At 70.9% G+C, this 19,124-nt stretch carries 19 protein-coding genes and 1 pseudogene; 3 read left to right on the plus strand and 17 right to left on the minus strand.

Features of this window, described 5'->3' with window-relative positions; genetic code table 11:
* The first annotated feature begins 63 nt into the window (after positions 1 to 63).
* A complete protein-coding gene (locus tag VKN16_22310) occupies positions 64 to 1,569 on the plus strand; it encodes an alpha-L-arabinofuranosidase C-terminal domain-containing protein (GenBank protein ID HME96945.1) in 1,506 nt (501 codons plus the stop codon).
* On the opposite strand, the gene VKN16_22315 is transcribed toward VKN16_22310, so the two are convergent.
* The 10 genes from VKN16_22315 to VKN16_22360 form a co-directional block, all read right to left on the minus strand.
* Positions 1,566 to 2,792, minus strand: coding sequence for an aminotransferase class III-fold pyridoxal phosphate-dependent enzyme (locus VKN16_22315; protein HME96946.1), 1,227 nt, complete (start codon positions 2,790 to 2,792; stop codon positions 1,566 to 1,568). The two genes, VKN16_22310 and VKN16_22315, sit on opposite strands and share 4 nt — an antisense overlap.
* Before the next feature lie 46 nt (positions 2,793 to 2,838).
* Entirely contained in the window at positions 2,839 to 3,177 is a 339-nt protein-coding gene (locus VKN16_22320) for a peptidoglycan-binding domain-containing protein (protein ID HME96947.1), read from the minus strand.
* A 168-nt stretch (positions 3,178 to 3,345) separates the two neighbouring features.
* On the minus strand, positions 3,346 to 4,233 hold the full coding sequence (locus VKN16_22325) for an LLM class flavin-dependent oxidoreductase (GenBank protein ID HME96948.1): 888 nt from the start codon (positions 4,231 to 4,233) through the stop codon (positions 3,346 to 3,348).
* Positions 4,234 to 4,248: 15 nt separating this feature from the next.
* Positions 4,249 to 5,205 carry a TauD/TfdA family dioxygenase gene (locus VKN16_22330; protein HME96949.1) on the minus strand — a complete coding sequence of 319 codons (957 nt, stop codon included), beginning with the start codon at positions 5,203 to 5,205 and terminating at the stop codon, positions 4,249 to 4,251.
* A gap of 8 nt (positions 5,206 to 5,213) precedes the next feature.
* Positions 5,214 to 5,792 (minus strand): Uma2 family endonuclease, encoded by a 579-nt coding sequence (locus VKN16_22335; protein ID HME96950.1) that lies wholly within the window; start codon positions 5,790 to 5,792, stop codon positions 5,214 to 5,216.
* A 54-nt stretch (positions 5,793 to 5,846) separates the two neighbouring features.
* A complete protein-coding gene (locus VKN16_22340; GenBank protein ID HME96951.1) occupies positions 5,847 to 8,180 on the minus strand; it encodes a xanthine dehydrogenase family protein molybdopterin-binding subunit in 2,334 nt (777 codons plus the stop codon).
* Between the two features lie 10 nt (positions 8,181 to 8,190).
* Positions 8,191 to 8,970: a class II aldolase/adducin family protein gene (locus VKN16_22345; GenBank protein ID HME96952.1), complete on the minus strand. Its 780-nt coding sequence runs from the start codon at positions 8,968 to 8,970 to the stop codon at positions 8,191 to 8,193.
* 14 nt (positions 8,971 to 8,984) lie between these two features.
* Positions 8,985 to 10,133 (minus strand): amidohydrolase family protein, encoded by a 1,149-nt coding sequence (locus VKN16_22350; GenBank protein HME96953.1) that lies wholly within the window; start codon positions 10,131 to 10,133, stop codon positions 8,985 to 8,987.
* Positions 10,134 to 10,302: 169 nt separating this feature from the next.
* Positions 10,303 to 10,452, minus strand: coding sequence for a hypothetical protein (locus tag VKN16_22355; GenBank protein HME96954.1), 150 nt, complete (start codon positions 10,450 to 10,452; stop codon positions 10,303 to 10,305).
* Positions 10,453 to 10,476: 24 nt separating this feature from the next.
* The gene (locus VKN16_22360; protein HME96955.1) at positions 10,477 to 11,715 is read right to left on the minus strand and encodes an amidohydrolase family protein; all 1,239 of its coding nucleotides are present in this window, start codon (positions 11,713 to 11,715) and stop codon (positions 10,477 to 10,479) included.
* Positions 11,716 to 11,812: 97 nt separating this feature from the next.
* On the opposite strand from VKN16_22360, the gene VKN16_22365 reads away from it, so the two are divergent.
* A complete protein-coding gene (locus tag VKN16_22365; GenBank protein HME96956.1) occupies positions 11,813 to 11,986 on the plus strand; it encodes a hypothetical protein in 174 nt (57 codons plus the stop codon).
* A 161-nt stretch (positions 11,987 to 12,147) separates the two neighbouring features.
* On the opposite strand, the gene VKN16_22370 is transcribed toward VKN16_22365, so the two are convergent.
* The 7 genes from VKN16_22370 to VKN16_22400 all read right to left on the minus strand — a co-directional run bounded on the left by VKN16_22370 (position 12,148) and on the right by VKN16_22400 (position 18,165).
* Positions 12,148 to 12,648 carry a proteasome activator gene (locus tag VKN16_22370; protein ID HME96957.1) on the minus strand — a complete coding sequence of 167 codons (501 nt, stop codon included), beginning with the start codon at positions 12,646 to 12,648 and terminating at the stop codon, positions 12,148 to 12,150.
* Position 12,649: 1 nt separating this feature from the next.
* The gene (locus VKN16_22375) at positions 12,650 to 13,057 is read right to left on the minus strand and encodes a rhodanese-like domain-containing protein (GenBank protein HME96958.1); all 408 of its coding nucleotides are present in this window, start codon (positions 13,055 to 13,057) and stop codon (positions 12,650 to 12,652) included.
* Positions 13,058 to 13,074: 17 nt separating this feature from the next.
* Positions 13,075 to 13,770, minus strand: coding sequence for an ABC transporter ATP-binding protein (locus VKN16_22380; GenBank protein ID HME96959.1), 696 nt, complete (start codon positions 13,768 to 13,770; stop codon positions 13,075 to 13,077).
* Positions 13,770 to 14,528, minus strand: a complete 759-nt coding sequence (locus VKN16_22385; GenBank protein HME96960.1) for an ABC transporter ATP-binding protein — start codon at positions 14,526 to 14,528, stop codon at positions 13,770 to 13,772. Before VKN16_22385 ends, VKN16_22380 begins: the two co-directional genes overlap by 1 nt.
* Complete coding sequence (locus VKN16_22390; protein HME96961.1) at positions 14,525 to 15,856, minus strand: branched-chain amino acid ABC transporter permease; 1,332 nt, start codon at positions 15,854 to 15,856, stop codon at positions 14,525 to 14,527. The genes VKN16_22385 and VKN16_22390 overlap by 4 nt, the downstream gene beginning before the upstream one ends.
* Positions 15,853 to 16,800 (minus strand): branched-chain amino acid ABC transporter permease, encoded by a 948-nt coding sequence (locus VKN16_22395; protein HME96962.1) that lies wholly within the window; start codon positions 16,798 to 16,800, stop codon positions 15,853 to 15,855. Before VKN16_22395 ends, VKN16_22390 begins: the two co-directional genes overlap by 4 nt.
* Before the next feature lie 117 nt (positions 16,801 to 16,917).
* Positions 16,918 to 18,165 (minus strand): branched-chain amino acid ABC transporter substrate-binding protein, encoded by a 1,248-nt coding sequence (locus VKN16_22400; protein ID HME96963.1) that lies wholly within the window; start codon positions 18,163 to 18,165, stop codon positions 16,918 to 16,920.
* A gap of 463 nt (positions 18,166 to 18,628) precedes the next feature.
* Here VKN16_22400 and VKN16_22405 point away from each other — a divergent pair.
* Positions 18,629 to 19,120, plus strand: a pseudogene (locus VKN16_22405) (NAD(P)-dependent oxidoreductase).
* Positions 19,121 to 19,124 lie beyond the last annotated feature (4 nt).

Consider the following 19,124-nt stretch of genomic DNA (forward strand, 5'->3'; position numbering starts at 1 on the left):
ACGTCCCCCTCACCGGCACTGTCAAATTGACACGCGATGGACCGGCTCCTAGACTCTGGCGCCATGACCACGCGCATCGGCATCGACACGCGACGGCGCCTCGGCCCGGTGGATCGGCGCATCTTCGGCCAGTTCATCGAGCACCTCGGCCGCTGCATCTACGGCGGCATCTACGAGGAGGGCTCGAATCTCTCCGACGAGCGGGGCTTCCGCCGCGACGTCATGGAGGCGGCGCGTCCGCTCCGCTTCCCGGTGCTGCGCTGGCCCGGCGGCAACTTCGTCAGCGGCTATCACTGGCTCGACGGGGTGGGGCCCAAGAAGGAGCGCCCGCGCCGCAGCGACCTGGCCTGGTACGCCGAGGAGTCCAACCGCTTCGGCACCAACGAGTTCATCGAGTACTGCCGCGCGATGGGCGCCGAGCCGATCATCTGCGTGAACATGGGCTCGGGCACCATGGACGAGGCCCAGGCCTGGGTCGAGTACTGCAACGGCACCGGCAACACCTCGTGGGCCAACCTGCGCCGCGCCCACGGCCACCCCGAGCCGCACCGGGTGCGGTACTGGGGGCTGGGCAACGAGATGTACGGAGGCTGGCAGATCGGCAATCTCGAGGCGCGCGACTACGTCAAGAAGGCGCGCGCCTTCGCGATGGTCATGAAGCGCACCGACCCGTCGATCCAGCTCATCGGCTGCGGGCAGAACGGCTGGAGCGAGTGGGACGAGGTGGTGCTGGACGGCCTCGCGGAGCTGATCGACTTCCACTCCATCCATCTCTACACCGGCCACCCCGATCATTACGTGACCGTGATGCAGTCGCACGAGGCGGAGCGCGCGGTGCGCATCTGCACGGCGCTCATCGAGCGGGTGCGGCGCCGGAAGCAGATCGCGCACCCCATCCATATCGCGTTCGACGAGTGGAACGTGTGGTGGCGCACCCGGAGCCACGAGGATCGGGTGGGCGGCGTGGAGGAGCGCTACACCCTGACCGACGCCCTCGCGGTGGCGACCTACCTGAACGGCTTCCTGCGCCACTGCCGCAGCGTGCGCATGGCCAACTTCGCCCAGCTCGTCAACGCCATCGCCCCGATCTTCACGAGCCGGCGGGGCCTGTTCCTCCAGACGATCTACCATCCGCTGCGGCTCTACGCCGAGCACACGCTCGACGTGGCGCTCGACGTGACGGTGGACGGCGCGCAGTACGCGCTCGCCCCCGGGCAGGAGAGCGACGCCGGGGGCGGGCGCGTGCACCACGTGGCCGACCTGGGGCCGTTCTCGCTCATCGACGCGGCGGCCAGCGTCGACGAGGGGGGCCGGGCGCTCTCGATCGCGCTGGTCAATCGCGATCGGGACCGCGATCTGCCCGCGTCGATCGAGATCGCGGGCATGGACGTGGCGGGCACGGTGACCCTCTGGGAGGTGAACGGCCCCGACGTGGGAGCGACCAACTCCTTCGAGGACCCGCGGCGGGTCGACGTGCGCGAGGGGCGCGCCACCGCCCGCCCGGGCGGGCTCGATCATGTCTGTCCCGCCCACTCCATCACGATCCTGCGCCTGACGCGCGGTAGCTAGGTCTCGCTCGCCACCGTCTGGAACGCGCGCTCGCTCGCCTCGAGCGTGCGGGCCACGTCGTCCTCGGAGTGGGCCGCCGACACGAACCAGTTGTGAGCGGGATGGGCGTACGCCCCGCCCTCGGTCACGAGCGAGCACCACCGGCGGATGCGCCGCCGCTCGGGATCATCGGCGAAGCGGATCACCGGCATGGCGGGCTGGCCGACCGGCTGCAGCGGCACCCCGTGCCGGCGCGCCTGCTCGGCGAGGCCGTCGGTGAGCAGGCCGCCGATGCGATGGATGCGCGCGATGGCGTCGGTGCCCGCCAGCACGTCGAGGGTGGCCAGGCTGGCCGCGAACGGCGCGCTCGCGAAGAAGAACGAGCCGGTGAAGTAGATGCGCTCGGCCGCCGCGCGCAGGCCCTCGCGGGCGAGCCCGGCGGCGAGCGGGTGGCCGTTGGCGATGGCCTTCGAGTAGCAGATCAGATCGGGGGCCGCGCCGAAGTGCTCGCACGAGCCGCCCAGGTGGAAGCGGAAGCCGGCGCGCACGTCGTCCATCGCGAAGAGGGCGCCGTGTGCGTCGCAGAGGGCGCGAACGCCCGCGAAGAAGCCGGCCGCGGGCGCGGTCCCGGTGACGTGATCGAACGGGGTGGCCATCACCACCGCGATGTGGCCGGGCTCTGCCGCGAAGAGGCCGGCCAGCTCGTCGAGATCGTTCCAGCCGAACTCGAGGAGGTCATCCCGGTAGTGGGCGGGGACGCCGGGCAGGTGGGGCAGGGCCCACGGGCGTGCGGCGTGATAGGCCCCGCGCACTCGGGCGATGCGCGGGCGGCCGGTGTGGGCGCGGGCCACGTCCACGGCCCAGCTGGTGGCGTCGGCGCCGTTCTTGCCGAACACCGCGAAGTCCGCCCGCGGGGTCAGGGCGACGAGCCGCTCGGCCAGCTCCACCATGCGCGGGCCGGGCAGGGGGAGACAGTCGCCGCCGGCCCGCTGCTCGGCCACCGCGGCCTCGACCGCGGGATGGCCGTAGCCGAGGATCATCGGGCCGTAAGCGCACATCCAGTCGACGTACTCGTTGCCGTCCACGTCCCAGATGCGGCTCCGCTCGGCGCGGGCGAGGAAACGCGGGTGGCCGTCGCCCAGCACCGCGCCGTTCTGGTGGCCGTAGACGCCGCCCGGCATGACCTTGCGGGCGCGCTCCCACAGGGCGTGACTCCGGGTCAGACGCGCCGGCGAATGCTCCATGGCGCGCGCATCATAGCACCGGCGCGCGCGGTGACACGGGGGCCGGCTACTGGACGAGGCCGAGGGCGATCAGCGTCGAAGGGTCGGGGCGGCCCGTGACCGGCAGGCCCTGGCGTCGCTGGAACGAGCGGAGCGCCTCCGCCGTGCGCGGACCCATCGCGGCCTCGGGGGAGCCGGCGTTGTAGCCGCGCTCGCGCAGGGCCAGGCGCACCGCCTTCAAGCGCTCTTCATATCGGCTGACCAGCACCGACGGCTGGTTCGCGCGGTACCGCTCCATGCGCTTCGCCAGGTCGCGCTCCCAGCGGGCGCTGGCGGCGAGCCCCACCTCCAGGAAGCCGTAGACGGTGAGCACGGCGACGATGGCCACGAGGGGAAAGAAGATCATCGGTCGGGTGATCCACGCTCGCAGCGGGCTCGTCATGGCCCGCCGCGGGTGCAACCGCCATGCCCGGGCGACTCTACGCCGAACGCCACGTATCGAGCCCGAAACTGCCGTCACGATCGGCGACGGAGGGGAGGGCGAGGAAGAAACGACCCGGTACGAACTGCCGAACTAGAGATGCGGCAGGACGGTGGAGGCGAAGAGCCAGGTGCCTTCCGGGCGCGGGACGTCGGCGAAGTTCACGGTGAGCCGTCGTGCTCCTTGCTTGACGATTCCGAGCATCGCCTCGGTCACCTGGGCCGGCGTGCCGACCAGCTGGATGTCGTTCAGCGAGCGGATCCCGGGCGACGTCTTGAGCCGCTCCACCTCGCGCTCGTTCTCGGCGATGAGGATGCCCACCCGAACCACCTGCTCGATCGCGTCGTAGTCGCGGCCCACGTCGCGGCAGTGCCCCTTGAGGACCTCCTGCTTGTGGGCGTAGGCCTCCGGCCCCTTCCAGACGTAGTTCCACCAGTCGGCGTGGCGGGCGACCACGCGGAGCAGGAACTTCTCCCCCGAGCCGCCGACCATGATCGGCGGAACCGGGGTGGGGCGCGGCTCGCAGGCGGCGCCGGTGATGGAGTAGTGCTGGCCGTGGTAGTCGGCCGGGGCCTGGGTCCACAGGCGTCGGATCAGCTCGATGGCCTCCGCGAGCTGATCGATGCGCACGCGCGCCGGCGGGTAGGGCCAGCCGTAGGCGCGGTACTCCTCCTCGTTCCAGCCAGCCCCGATGCCCAGGATCACGCGGCCGCCGGACAGGGCCTGGGCGGTCGCGGCCATCTTGGCGAGCAGCGCGGGATTGCGGAAGCTGTTGCACAGCACTTCGTGGCCGCACCGCTTGTCCGGATAGCGGGCGAGCGCCCAGGTGAGCAGCGTCCAGCCCTCGGCCACCTTGTGGGAGCCATACTGCACGTGGTCCGGCATCCAGAGCGCGTCGAACGGCGCGATGGTCCGGTCGAAGTAGGGGAAGGTGTCCTCGACGAGGCGCGACCAGATGTTGAGGCCGACCGGGACCCCCATGGCCGCCGCAGCTCTCTAGCCGCGGAACTGTCGCCGGTCGCCAGACCGGAGCCACAGCCGCACGAGGTGACGTCGCCGCTCCGGGTCGTCGTGATCCTGGTACGGCGTGCGCCCGTGGACGATCACGCGGTTGTTCAGCACCTGGATCTGGCCGCGCTCGAGCCAGAGGTCCAGGCGATGCGCCGGATCGCTGAGGAAGGCGTCCATCCGCCGCACCGCCTCGGCGCCGTCGGCGTCGAGGGTGCGGCCGGTCTTCTCGTAGCCGCGGACGATGTGCCGGGCGTTGAAGCGCGTGCGCAGGGCGCCGTCCCAGGCGAACACCGGGCGGAAGTTCGTCGGCGCCGCGTCGGCCGCCTGGTATTCCTGGTGGTCGCGGTAGAAGACCTCGTAGAGCCGGCGCAGCAGCGTGGGGTGCTCGCTCAGGAAATAGTTGTGGGCGGCCGCCGCGCTCGACACGATGCTCATGCCGCCGTCGCGGGCCGGCTGCAGGCAGAAGAGCGTCACGTAGCTCGGGGGGGCCTCGCCCATGCTGCTGTCGGTGTGCATCTCGAGACCCTCGGGAGTCAGCGCGCCGCGGGTCTCGGCGGTGTAGGCCGCGCCGTCGTGGCGCACGTCGTAGATGACGGTGCCCTTCCACTCCTGCGCCACCGGCGGCTCGAGCAGGCTCATGAGGATCCAGTAGACCGCGACGGCCTCGTCGCGGGTCATCGCGTCCACCGGCAGCCGGTCCAGCATCACGAAACCCGGGCCGACGTCGAGCCGTCGGCGCACCTCGGCCATCCACGTCACGGTGGCCGCGAGCGGGAAGTGCTCCGGCAGCAGCAGCAGCGTCGGCACCGGCGCGCGGCGCAGCTCGCGGAGCGCGGCGGCCAGCTCGGCCAGGACCTCGACGGGGATCGGCAGCAGGTACCGGTCGGCCGGCAGCGACGGGCCGTGCCAGGCGGCGGACTCGGGCAGGGGGCGCGTCAGCATGGCGGGCGTCAGAGCAGAAGATCGGCCACGCGCACGCGGGCCGTCAACCGGGCGAGCGGCGACACCGAGCCGTCGCGCTCCGGCACGAGGCGAGACCCGTAGCGCCAACCGAACACCGCGGAGGCGTCGCGTGCCGGCTCGCGGTAGATCTCGAGCGCGTGGTCTACCAGGTTGATGATCCAGTAGTCGGCGATGCGGGCTCGCGCGTAGAGGCTTCCCTTGTGCTCTCGATCGAGGAGGAGGCTCGATTCGGCCACCTCGACGACGAGCACCGGGCGTGACGGGTGCTCCGCGCGATAGTCGCGAAAGCTTCCCGGCACGACCGCCAGATCCGGCTCGGGCTCCGACTCGTCGTCCAGGGCGAGCGGCCCCTGGCCGCGCACTTCCCAGCCGGGGCCCAGGGCGGAGCGGAGCGCTTCCTCCGCCGCCCGGATCGCGGCGAAGTGACGGCTGCCCTGGGGCTCCGCCACGATGAGCTGTCCGCCGAGGAGCTCGATCGGATCGCCCGGGCCGAGGAATCCGCCCTCGACGAGGCGCTCGTATTCGAGCCGCTTCCATCGACGAACCGGAATCTCGGGCGGCGACATGCGTCGAGCGTAGCGATCCGCGCCGGCGCCGTCAATGTGTCCCGGCGGGGACGCTCAGGCCCGCAGGGCCGTCCACACCCGCGAGGACGACATCGGCAGGTCGAGCGCGCGCACGCCGCGGCTCGCGAGGGCGTCCAGCACCGCGTTGACCGCGGAGGGGAGCGCTCCGGCCACGCCCGACTCACCCGCGCCCTTCACGCCGAGCGGGTTGGTGGTGCAGGCGACGCCGTGATGGCCCACGCGCAGGGCCGGCAGGTCCTCGGCGCGCGGCAGCCCGTAGTCCATGAACGAGGCGGTGAGGAGCTGGCCGTCCGCGTCGTAGACCACGTGCTCGCCCAGCACCTGGCCCAGTCCCTGCGCGATGCCGCCGTGGATCTGTCCCTCGACGATGGTCTCGTTCACGATGCGGCCGACGTCGTCCACCGCCGCGTAGCCGACCACCGCCACCGCGCCGGTGTCGGGGTCGATCTCGACCTCGGTGACGTGGCAGCCGTTGGGGAAGGTCATCTGCGGCGAGACGAACTTGGCGGTGCTGTCGAGCCCGTCCGCCAGGTCCGGCGGCAGCCCGGGCAGCGCGCGGGCGCGCGCGCCCAGGTCGAGCAGGCCGATCGCGCGATCGGTGCCCGTGACGCGGAAGCGGCCGGCCGCGAACTCCACGTCCGGCGCGGCGGCCTCGAAGTAGTGCGCAGCCACGCGGCGCCCTTTCTCGATGGCGACGTCGCACGCCATCGCGGCCGCGCTGCCCGCCATCATCATGGATCGGGAGGCCACGCTGGGCGTGCCCGCCGGCACCAGGTCGCTATCGCCCTGGACCAGGCGCACCGCGCCGGGATCGATGCCGAGCCGGCGAGCGATCACCGCCGGGAACGTCGAGAGATGGCCCTGGCCCATCGGCTGGGCGCCGGTATGCAGCGCCACCGTGCCGTCCGCCCGGAAGCGCAGGTCCACCGTCTCGTCCAGGATGCCGCCGGCGACCTCCAGGAAGCAGCAGAGGCCGATGCCGCGCAGGCGCCCGGCGCGCTCGGCGGCCGCGCGGCGCGCCGGGAAGCCGGCCCAGTCCGCCAGGTCCAGCGCGCGGTCCATCACCGTCTCGAACTCGCCGCTGTCGTACGTGGGCCCGTTGGGCGTGCGGTACGGCATGGCCGCGGGCGGGATGAAGTTCCGGCGGCGGAGCGCGACGCGGTCGCTGCCCATCGCGGCGGCGGCCTGATCGATCAGCCGCTCGATCAGGTAGAGCGCCTCGGGCCGGCCGGCGCCGCGATAGGGGCCGAGCGGCGCGGTATTGGTGAAGGCCAGCGTGACGTCGATGGCGATGGCCGGGATCCGGTACACGCTCGAGAGGCAGTTCTTGGTGTTGTTGGTGCCGAACACCGCCGCGAACGCCGAGACGTAGGCGCCGAGGCCGACGCGGGTGCGCACCCGCAGGCCGAGGAACCGGCCGGAGGCGTCCAGCGCCAGCTCGCCCTCGAGGATCCCGTCGCGGCCCGCGGTGTCGGCGAGGAAGCTCTCGATGCGGGTGGCCCGCCACTTCACCGGGCGGCCGACGCGGCGGGCCGCGAAGAGCAGCGCGGCATATTCGGGATAGGCCTGGACCTTCATGCCGAAGCCGCCGCCGACGTCGGGGGTGAGCACGCGCAGCCGGGCCGGGGGGATCTTGAAGACGCCTTCGGCCAGCAGCCGGCGCACGACCGCCACGCCCTGGGTGCTCGCGGTCAGCGTGTAGCGCTGCGCGGCCTCGTCCCACTGGCCGATCGCGGCCCGCGGCTCGAGCGCGGCGGGGGCCACGCGCGTATCGTCGAGGCGCACGCGCGCGACGTGGGCCGCGGCGGCGAAGGCCGCGGCCACGCCGGCGGCGTCGCCGTCGGTCCAGTCGAAGGCCACGTTGTCCGGCGCGTCCGGCCAGACCGGGTGCGCGGCGGGGGCGAGCGCGTGGTCCACGTCGGCGACCGCGGGCAGCGGATCCAGGTCGAGCACGACCGCGGCCGCCGCGTCGGCCGCCTGCTCGGGAGTCTCGGCCACCGCGAGGGCCACCGCCTCGCCGACGTGGCGCACGCGGTCCACCGCGAGCGGGGGGATGGGCGCGGCGGCGAGCGGCTTGCCGCCGCGGCCGGGGAACGACGCGGCGGGCGGGATGGCGCCGAGGCCGGCGGCCTGCAGGTCTCGCCCGGTGAGCACGGCGAGCACGCCGGGCAGGGCGAGCGCGGGGGTGACGTCGATCGAGCGGATGCGGGCGTGGGCGACGGGCGCGCGGACGAAGGCGCCGTGGGCCTGCCCGGGAAGCGCGATGTCGTCGGTGAAGCGGCCCCGGCCGGTCAGGAGGGGACCGTCCTCGCTGCGCCGCCCGCCGGCGACGGCGCCGAAGCGCAGCGAGGATTCGGGACCGGTCAACTCGGAGCCGTCAGTTCCGGAACGACGGGTCGGTGCGATCCAGCCGGCGCAGCAGCCCCGGCCAGACGAGCTTGCCCTGGCCGCCATTCTTGCGCTGGTTGGCGGCCGCGTTGGCGTAGCCCTTGTCCATGACCTCCTTGGGCACGTTGATCAGCTCGCCGCCGCCCGACTGGGCGCGCACCTGGATCTGGCAGGAGGCCTCCAGGTAGTACATGTTCACGAAGGCGTCCGCGACCGTCTCGCCCACCGTCAGTAAGCCGTGGTTGCGGAGGATCAGGCAGCGGTTGTCGCCCAGATCGGCGACCAGGCGCGGCTTCTCGTCCTCGTCGAGCGCGGGGCCCTCGAAATCGTGGTAGCCGACGCTATTGAGCACGAAGAGCGAGTGCTGCGAGATCGGCAGCAGGCCGGCGCGCTGGGTGGAGACCGCGACCCCGTTCGGGGTGTGGGTATGCAGCACGCACTTGGCGTCGTGCCGGGCCCCGTGGATCGCGCTGTGGATGATGAAGCCGGCCGCGTTGACGGTGAACGGGGTGTCCTCGAGCTTTCGGCCCTGCTGGTCGATCTTCACGAGGCTCGACGCGGTGATCTCGTCGAAGAACAAGCCGTACGGGTTGATCAGGAACTGGTCCTCGGTGCCGGGCACCCGGGCCGAGATGTGGGTGAAGACCAGGTCCTCCCAGCCGTAGCGGGAGACCAGCCGGTAGGCGGCGGCCAGGTCCACGCGAACCGCCCACTCCTCCGGAGAGACCTTGCCCTGAAGCGACGGAATATCGAGCGCGCTGGGAGTCATGGGGATCCTTTCGCTCAGCGGAGATTGTAGAGCTTGACCACGTTGTCGTAGGTGATCTTGCGCTGCACGCGCTCGGGCAGGTTGCCGAGGTTCTTCTCGAGGTGCCGCCGCGAGTCCGGCCACACGCAGTCGGGGTGCGGGTAGTCCGCGCCCCAGATGATGTTGTCCTCGCCGATGAGCGGGATGATCGGCTCCAGGTACTGATCCTGTTGATAGGTCACGTAACCCTGGCGCCGGAAGTAGTCGCTGGGCTTCATCGAGAAGCCGAGACCGCGGGCGCGGTCCTCGTACTCGGTGTCGAAGCGGTCGAACACGTAGGGCAGCCACGTCACGCCCGACTCGCCGAGCACGAACTTGAAGTCGGGGTACTTCTCACAGGCCCCGGAGGTGATCAGCGAGACCAGCACCTCCATGGTGTCCAGCTGGAAGAGCGAGGAGCGCACCAGGCGCCACTGCAGCATGTACTGCTGCTCCATCGCGGGCGAGTCGGGGGCGCGCAGGGCCTTGAAGCCGGTCGAGTGGAACGCGATCGGGAAGTGGCACTCGGCGGCGGCCTCCCAGAGCGGATACCACTCGTGCTGGTAGAGCGGGATGCTCATGGACTTGAAGCCGAGATCGCCGCCCCGCAACCCCATCTTGGCGCAGCGCCGCACCTCGGCCGCGGCCACCTGCGGGTCGTTGCTGGGCACGATGGCGAGCGGGAAGATGCGGTTGGGATCCGACTTCCTGGCGAAGTCGGCGGCCCAGTCGTTGTAGATCGCGTTGGCCCACGCGCGGCGGTCGCCGCTGGCGATCATGTCGTTGATCATCAGACAGCCGTAGACCACCTCGGCGTCGAGGCCGTCGCGATCGAGATCGGCCAGCCGCAGCTCGGGAGTGGTGGGCCGGGGCCGGGCGCCGGCCCGGTGGTCCCACTCGAAGCCGCAGGCGGCCATCTCGTCGATGCGGGCGAAGGAGCCCGGCGTGCGCTTGAGGAAGCCGGGCCCGACGCCGTTCCACATGCCCTTGTCCTGCGCCTCCACGAACCAGTGGCAGCCGTCCTCCAGCTCCTCGACCCGCGGCACCAGCAGCTTCCACTTCGACGGCGCCTGCGACGACCAGAGGTCGGGGGGACAGTAGGTGAGGTCGATGTGGTTGTCGCCGGAGATCAGCCGCTCGAGCATGACACTCTCCTTGGCAGATGGGAGCTGCCTGGACGCCGTGATCCTACTCCTGAATCCCGCGCGAGAGCAAGGCGAACAGGGTCCTGTCGCGCCGGTTGCGCACGAGATCGAGCGGGCTCTTGCCGTCCCGGCTCCGGAGGGTCGGATTCGCTCCGTGGCGAAGCAGTTCTCACCCGCGCTTGAAGAACTGCACCGCGCGCTCGTGCTTCAAGGCCGCCGCGCGGGTCTTGAAGGTGCCGAGGTTGCGACGGTGTCCGGTGCGCGGGTCCTTCTTCCGGGAGTAGAGACGGTACCGGCCGGAGGGCAGCTTTCTGATCACGGGGCGACTCCTTCGAGCGGGTGGTCAGGGGGCGCGGTGCAAGTTACCGTTCTTCATGATCATCCGGATCGCGCTGGGGTCCTGCAGGATGGCGATGTCGGCGAGGGGGTCGCCGTCGACCAGGAGCAGGTCGGCGAGCGCGCCCGGCCGCACCACGCCCAGCTCCCCCGGCAGGCCCATGATCTCGCCGCCCTGCCGGGTGGCCGCCACGAGCGTCTCCATCGGCGAGAAGCCGAGGACCTTGACGAACAGCCAGAGATCGCGGGCGTACGTGCCGTGCGGGCTGAACGGGAATCCGTAGTCGCCGCCGGGCAGGACGCGGATGCCGCGTGCGCGCATCCGGGCGATGCTCTCCACCGACGCGGCCAGCTCCCGCTCGAACTCCCGCGCGCGCGCCGGCGTCACGCCCCACTGGCCGCTGGCCTGGCTGAGCGTGTAGGTGATGCCGAGCGCCGGGGCTACGAAGACGCGGCCGCGCGCGGCTTCCAGGGCGTCCAGCGCGGCCTCGTCGCAGTAGTTCGCGTGGTAGATGATCTCGACGCCGTGCCGGACCGCCATCCGCACGGCGTCGCCGCTGCGGCAGTGGGCGCAGACCCGGAGCCCGCGGGACCGGGCCACCTCCATCGCCGCCTCGACTTCGGCTGCCGTCATCGGGGTCAGCTCCGACGACCACGCGGAGGTGCCCAGATCGCCGGAGAGGTTGAGCTTGAGCAGGTCCACGCCCTCGCGCGCGAGCAGGCGGCACGCCCGGCGCATGGCGTCGGGCCCGTCCACGATCCAGCAGAACGTGGGTGTCTCGTGGTGCGGCAGGTGGAGCAGGTTGGTGTCGCCGAGGCCGCCGGTGACCGTGATCTCGGGGCCGTTGGCGAGCAGCCGCGGGCCGGGAATGCGGCCGGCCTCGATCTCGCGCTTGACCACCACGTCCAGGCGCGGCTTGGCCGCGGCGGCGGAGAGCGCGCTGGTGTAGCCGGCGTCGAGCATCGTGCGCGCGTTGCGGACGGTGGCGAGCACGTGCTCCTCCACGGGCAGGCGCGTGAGATCGTGGCTGCTCACGTCGGCGAAGCTCAGATGGGCGTGAGGCTCCACGAGGCCGGGCATGAGGGTCGCCCCCCGTCCGTCGATGGCCGGCTCTCCCGGTCGCGCGGCCAGCGGTGTCGGCGAGACCTCCGCGATCCGGTCGCCCTCGATGCGCACCGAGCCCGCGAAGGGTTCGCGGCCCGTCCCGTCCAGGATCCGCACGCCGGTGATCAGTCGGCTCGTCATGATCGCGGATTCTAGCACCGCCTCGGCGCGCTCGCGGCCGCGGGATCGCGATGGCACCCGACTTGCTCTATTCCCACGGTCAAGGAGGGCCGACCCGATGGCCAGCTACATGATGACCTGCACGCACTGCGGTTACGAAGTCATGTTCCGCACCGAGCCCGACGCGAAAACCGAAGGGGTGCGGCACCTCCGCGCGTTTCCGACCCACGGCGTCAAGGTGACGCCGAGCGAGGACGCGCTGATCCGGGAAGCAGAAAGACTTACACGGTAATTGCCGCCATCTCTCCCTGGCCCGGAGAGACCAGGACGGGCGTGTAAGAGGACGGCCGGTGAGTAAGCGGTAGCGGATCCCGGCTCCGGGTCGAGCGGGCGCTCGTGGCGACACGGGCGCCCGTTCTGCGTCGGCCCGTCGGATCTGCTGACCCGCTGGATCTAGAGATACTGACCGGGATCGCGCGGGACGATATCGCCGCCCGGCCCGGGGGGCAGGCCGCGATGGCGCCGCATCTCCTCGATCTCGGCGCGGGCCTGCATGTGCTGGGTCCAGAGCGCGGCCTGGATGCCCTGGAACAGTCCCTCGAGCCAGCCCACCAGCTGCGCCTGGGCGAGCCGGATCTCCGATTCGCTCGGGCTGTCGCCCAGCGGGAGCACCAGCGTCTCCAGCTCGTCCTGCAGCTCCTTCGACACGCCTTCCTTCAGCGCGGCCACCGCGCGCCCGTAGATGTCGCGCAGACGCTTGCGCCCGGCCTCGTCGGGGGTGGACTGCCGGACGTCCTGCAGCAGCTCGCGGATCATGGCGGCGATGCGGATCAGCTTGGCCGGCTGCTCGACCGCCGGCCCCTGGGCCGGCGGCAGCATCATCGGCAGCTGCTGCGGCTCCGGCTCCGGCGCGGGCGTCGGCTCCGGCTCGTGATCGGACGAGCGGATCGGCATGCTACGCCTTCCGGGTGGGCCGCTCGGCCACCGGCAAGCCCTTCTTCTTCCACTCGGTGAAGCCGCCTTCCATCTCCACCACGTTCTCGAGGCCCATCTGCTGGGCCACATCGGCGGCCAGGGCGGAGCGCCACGCCCCGTTGCAGTAGAAGACGAATTGCTTGTCGCCCGCGAAGATGTCCTTGTGATAGGGGCTGTCGGGGTCGATCCAGAACTCGAGCATCCCGCGCGGGCAGTGGAAGGCACCCGGCACCATGCCCTCCCGCTCCAGCTCGCGGACGTCCCGCAGGTCGACGAAGACCACCTCGTCGCGGCCGAGCCGCCCCTTGGCCTCCTCCGGAGTGATCGACGTGATGCGGGACTTCGCCTCGTCCACCATCTGCTTGTATCCCTTGCGCGACGCCTTCATGGGTGCCGTCTCCTCGATCAGACTTCCAGGTTTTCCTTCCGCACCGCCTCGTTGGCGGCCAGGGCCGCGGGCGTGCCTCCGAACACGATACGCCCGTGACCCATCACGTACACGCGGTGCGAGATCGTGAGCGCGATGGTGAGCTTCTGCTCGACCAGGAGGATGGACACGCCCCGACGGGCGATCTCGTCGAGGAAGCGGCCCACCTGGGCCACCAGCATCGGGGCCAATCCCTCGGTGGGCTCGTCGATGATGGCCAGCTCGGGATCGCCCATGAGGGTGCGCCCCATCGCCAGCATCTGCTGCTCACCCCCCGACAGCACGCCGGCCAGGTTGGACTGCCGCTCCCGGAGGTGGGGGAACAGCGCGAACATGTCGTCGAACGACCAGCGGCCGAATCGTCCCGCGCGCTTGAGGCCCAGCTCGAGGTTTTGCCGAACGGTGAGGGTGGGGAAGACCTGGCGGTCCTCCGGCACGTAGCCGATCCCGGCGTGCGCGATCTGATCGGGGCGCAGCCCGGCCAGGCTCTTGCCCTTCCACAGCACCTCGCCGACCGGCTCGACCAGCCCCATGATCGCCTTGCAGGTGGTGGAGCGGCCGACGCCGTTGCGGCCGAGCAGGCTCACGATCTCGCCCGCGCGCACCTCCAGGTTCACGCCCTGGAGGATGTGGCTCTTGCCGTAGTACGCGTGGAGATCGCGAACCGCCAGCATCAAGCGATCTCCGCGGGCGCGCCCAGATACGCGTCCTGCACCGCGCGGCTGGCCCGGATCTCGGCGGGCGGGCCGGAGGCGATGACCTGTCCGTAGACCAGCACCGTGACCACGTCGGCGAGGTCGAACACCACGCTCATGTCGTGCTCGACCATGACGAGCGTCTTGCCCGCGGTGACCCGGCGGATCAGGGCGACCGCGTGGTCGGCCTCGCTCCGGCTCATGCCCGCGGTGGGCTCGTCGAGCAGGATGGTGTCGGCGCCGCCCGCGATGGTGATGCCGATCTCGAGCGCGCGCTGCTCGGCGTAGGAGAGGAGCCCGGCCGGCACGTCGCGCCGCGATTCGAGGTTCACGTCGGCGAGCAGGCGGGCCGCGTGCTCGTTCAGCGCGCGCTCGCCGCCCAGCAGGTGCCAGAACGAGTAGCGGTAGCCGCGCGACCACAGGAGCCCGCAGCGGATGTTCTCGAAGACGGTCATGCGCGCGAAGATCGACGTCACCTGGAAGCTGCGGGAGAGGCCGAGCCGGTTGATCCGGTGCGGCTCGAGTGAGTCGATGCGCCGCCCGCTCAGCTCGATCGTGCCCGAGGACACCGGGAACCGCCCGCTGATCAGGTTGAACAGCGTGGTCTTGCCCGCCCCATTGGGGCCGATGATGGCGTGGCGCGTGCCGCGCGCCACGTCGAGGCTCACCCCCATGATGACCGCGGTCGGGCCGAAGCTCTTGTGCACGTCGGTGAGCCGCAGCGCGGGCGCGGTCACGGCCGGCTCTCCCCGGCCTTGATCTCCTCGGTGACCGCGGTCCAGGCGCGGCCGAAGCTCCGCGCCGCGTGCCGCAGCCACCAGCCGCCGCCCGCGAGCAGGACCAGGACGGTCAGCCACGGGCCCCAGTGGCGCGGATCGACGGTGACGCCGGCCAGGGCGAGGGTCTTGCCCTGCGCGGCGCCGATGGTGAGGAACGAGCACAGCTCCACCGCCAGCACGAAGCCGACCGCGACCAGCAGGCCCGGGCCGATGAGGCGCAGGTACGGCCCGGCGAGCCGGCCGAGCCGCCCGGCGCGCGCGATCGGCTGGTGCATGAGCACGAGGCCGGCGATGCCGCCCGGCGCGAAGGTGACCATCAGGATGAAGAGCACGCCCGCGTAGACCAGCCACGAGTTGGAGAGCAGGCTCACCCAGCTCTGGAGCAGCACGATCAGCACCGCGCCGATCACCGGCCCCCCGAAGGCGCCGACGCCGCCGATGTAGGTCATGAGCAGCGCGTTGGCGGACATGGCCCCGCCCACCGTGTCGTACGTCACGATCTCGTAGGTCAGCGTGTACAGCGCCCCCGCGATGCCCGCGAAGAAGCCGGAGAGGGAGAACTGGACGAAGCGCACCATGCGCGGGTCGTAGCCCACGAACTGGGCGCGCTCGAAGTTGTCCCGGCACGCATTGGCCATGCGCCCGACCGGGGTGCGCGTGAGCAGGAGCATCAGGGCCACCGCGATCGCGGTCCACGCCACGATCAGGTAGTAGACCTGGATCGGGGCGGCATAGGCGAGACCGAAGAGGCTGTGGCCGATCATGCGGTTGGTGCTGACGCCGCCCTCGCCCCCGAAGAAGGTCTGGAACATGAGCGCGCACGCGGTGACCAGCTCGCCGATGCCGAGCGTGATCATGGCGAACGCGGTGGCGCGCTGCTTGGTCGCGAAGTAGCCCAGCCCGATGGCGAAGGCGAGCCCGCCGAGCCCGCCGACCAGCGGGGTGATCTCCAGCGGCAGCCAGAGCGGGCCGCTCCGGGCCGCGGTGAGGGTGTGGGCGGTGACGTAGCCGCCGAGGCCGAGAAAGACCGCGTGGCCGAACGAGAGGAGCCCGGCCTGGCCCATCTGCATGTTGTAGCTGAGCGCGAAGATGATCATGATGCCCATCTGGCTGAGCATCGCGACCATGAACCCGGAGTGGCGTCCCGCCGCCCAGTTGTAGAAGAGCCACGGCACCAGCACCGCCACCGCGAGGGTGAGCAGCCACGGCCACTGCCGGGCCAGCCGCCCGGCCGGCCGCTCCGCGGCGATCGGACGGGCCGCGGGGTGGGCGAGCGGCTCGCTCATGTGTCGCGCGTGCCCATGAGCCCGCGCGGCTTCACCAGCAGCACGAGGATGAGCATGAGATAGGGCAGCAGCGCGCCCACGCGGGGCAGCGGGATCGTCAGGAACTCGGCGAGTGGGGTGGCCGCGGTCACGTGCAGTCCGACGCGCGCGAGCAGATCCGCGAACGACACGTCCAGCACCACCGCGAAGGTCTGCACGAGCCCCATGATCAGCGAGGCGATGAAGCAGCCGGCGAGGGAACCCAGGCCGCCGAACACCACCACCACGAAGACGATCGGGCCCATGGTGATGGCCATGGACGGCTCGGTCACCAGGAAGTTGCCGCCGATGACCCCGGCCAGCCCGGCCAGGGCCGAGCCGCCCGCGAACACGATGGTGAACACGCGCGGCACGTTGTGCCCGAGGGCGCCGACCATGTCGGGATGGGTGAGCGCGGCCTGGATGACGAGGCCGATGCGGGTGCGGGTGAGCAGCAGCCAGATGGCCACGAACATCAGGGCCGAGATCAAGAGCATGAATCCGCGGTAGGCGTGGAAGTTCGAGCCGTAGATGCGGAACAGCGGGTGGTCCAGCACCGCGGGCACCCGGTACGGCACCGGCAGCAGGCCCCACGCCATCTGCACGCCCTTCTCGATGATGAAGGCCAGCCCGAAGGTGAAGAGCAATTCCGCGATGTGGCCGTTCTTGTGCACGCGCCGTAGCGCGTACATCTCGATGATCGCGCCGAGCAGGCCGCACAGGACGGGGGCGAGGACCAGGGCGGGCCAGAACCCGGTGATCCGGCTGATCGAGTACGCGAAGTAGGCGCCCAGCATGTACATGCTGGCGTGGGCGAAGTTGAGCACGCCCATCATCGAGAAGATCAGGGTGAGGCCGCTCGCCAGCATGAACAGCAACATGCCGTAGACGAGGCCGTTGAGCAGCGAGACGATCAGGACTTCCATCTAGTAGAGCCGTTTCCCCACCTGCACCCTCGCCCCCTCACCCTGCCCTCTCCCCGCAGGGGAGAGGGTGGGCGAGAGGGGAGAGGGCGGGGTGAGGGGCGGTTGTCCGCGGTCCGGTTACGACGTCGGCCGCTTCATGTTGCAGGTGTTGGGCTGATCGAGGTCCTTGGGCAGCACCGTGGTCTCGGTCTTCCAGCCGAGGCCGGTCTTCTCGGAGTCGTACTTCACGCCCTTGGTGAACACGCCCACGAAGTACTCGCTCAGGATCTGGTGGTCGGCCTTCCGCATCGTCACCTGATGCCCGAGCATGTCGGTGATGGTGAGGCCTTCCATCGCGGCCGCGAACTTCACCGGGTCCGCCGAGCCGGCCTTGTTCATGGCCGCCTGGAGGAACTCGAAGATCGTCCGGAAGCCGGCCGCGTAGAAGTCGAAGTCGTGCTGGGAGCGGAACTGCCTGGTCCAGCCCTCGGTGTCGGCCTTGCCGGTCTCGACCGCGATGTTCTCGTGGAAGGGCATGACCGAGCGCACCTTGCCGTTGCCGGCGGGCCCGATCGCGGTGGCGCCGCCGCCCAGATGGGCGTACATCGTGTAGTAGCGGATGTCGAGGCCCGCGTCCATGCCCGCCTTGATCAGGAGCGTCATGTCCGGTCCCCAGTTGCCGGTGAGCAGGGCCTGCGCCCCGGAGGCCTTGATCTTGGTGATGTACGGCGAGAAGTCCTTCACCTTGCCGAGGGGGATCAGCTCGTCACCGACCACCTTCACGTCGGGCCTCAGCTTGCCGAGGAAGGTCTTCACGTCCCGCTGCACCGACTGGCCGAAGAGGTAGTCCTGGTTGAGCAGGTAGACCCGGGTCACGTCCTTGGGGAGGGCCCGCACCATGGTCTCGGCCTTCATCCCCACGTGCGCGTCCATGCGGAAGTGCCAGTAGCTGCACTTCTCGTTGGTCAGCTCGGTGGCCACCGCCCCGCAGTTGACGTAGACGATGCGGTTGGTCGGGTTCCGCTCGTTGTGCTTGTCCACCCCCTCGATGAGGGCGGCCGCGATGTTGGAGCCCGAGCACTGCATGATCACCGGGATGTTCTGGTCGGTCGCCGCCTTGAGCGCCAGCAGGGCTTCCGAGGGCTGCGACTTGTTGTCGAAGGAGACCAGCTCGAACTTCCGGCCGAGCGCGCCGCCGCGCCCGTTGATGTAGTCGATGATGTACTTGAACTGCTGCAGGTTCTGGTCGCCCACCTGGGCGAACGGACCCGAGAGGGGATCGGTGTACATGATCTTAATCGTGCCCTGCGCGTCGGCCGGCGCGGCCGAGAGCACGAGGGCGAGAGCCAGGAGCGACGAGAGGATGCGATCGAGCCGGTCGAGCATGGGACCTCCTCTGTGAGTGGCGCCGGCCGCGCGGCAGGCGCGCCGGACGCGCTGTCGTCCATGTGTCGGGCACGGCGAGGGTATCCCGCCCGGTGGTGGAAGTCAAAGAAGCAGTAGGATAGCGCCCATGCTCAACGTGCTCGTGACCATGCGCTTCGATCGGACCCAGCTCGACCGGCTCCGGGCGGTGTCCCCGGAGGTCTCGGTATCGCAGGCCGACGCCGACACCGCCGACTATTCCAAGGTGGACGTGCTCTACGCGGGCGCCCCGCCGCGCGATCTCGCTCGCGCCCCCGCGCTCCGGTGGGTGCAGCTGCACATGGCCGGCGTCAACGCGCTGGCCGACCACCCGCTCTACACGCAGACCGCGCTGCCGCTGACCACCACCAGCGGCGTGCACGCGGCCACCATCGCGGAGTACGCGGTGACCATGCTGCTGGCCCTCGCCCACCGCGTGCCCCGCATGGTGGAATGGCAGCAGCGCGGCGGCTGGCCGCCCGACGAGCGGCGCTGGGAGCTGTTCGTGCCCGCCGAGGTGCGCGGCGCCACCCTCGGCATCATCGGCTACGGCAGCATCGGGCGCGAGCTGGCGCGCATCGCGAAGGCGGCCTTCGGCATGACGGTGCTGGCCCTCAAGCGCGATCCGTCACGTCGCGCCGACGACGGGTACCGCCTGCCCGGCACCGGGGATCCGGAAGGGCGGCTGCCCGACGAATGGCTCGGCCACCGTCAGCTCGACGCGCTGCTGGCCGGCTCGGACGCGGTGGTGCTGTGCGCGCCGCTCACCGACGAGACGCGCGGGATGATGGGAGAGCGCGCCTTCGCCCGCATGAAGCCCTCGGCGTACTTCATCAACGTGGGCCGCGGGGCGAGCGTGGACGAGGCCGCCCTGGCCTCCGCCCTCCGGGAGCGGCGCATCGCCGGCGCGGCGGTGGACGTGTTCGCCGAGGAGCCGCCGC

This window comes from Candidatus Methylomirabilota bacterium (assembly GCA_035315345.1).
Taxonomy (GTDB): Bacteria; Methylomirabilota; Methylomirabilia; order Rokubacteriales; family CSP1-6; genus CAMLFJ01.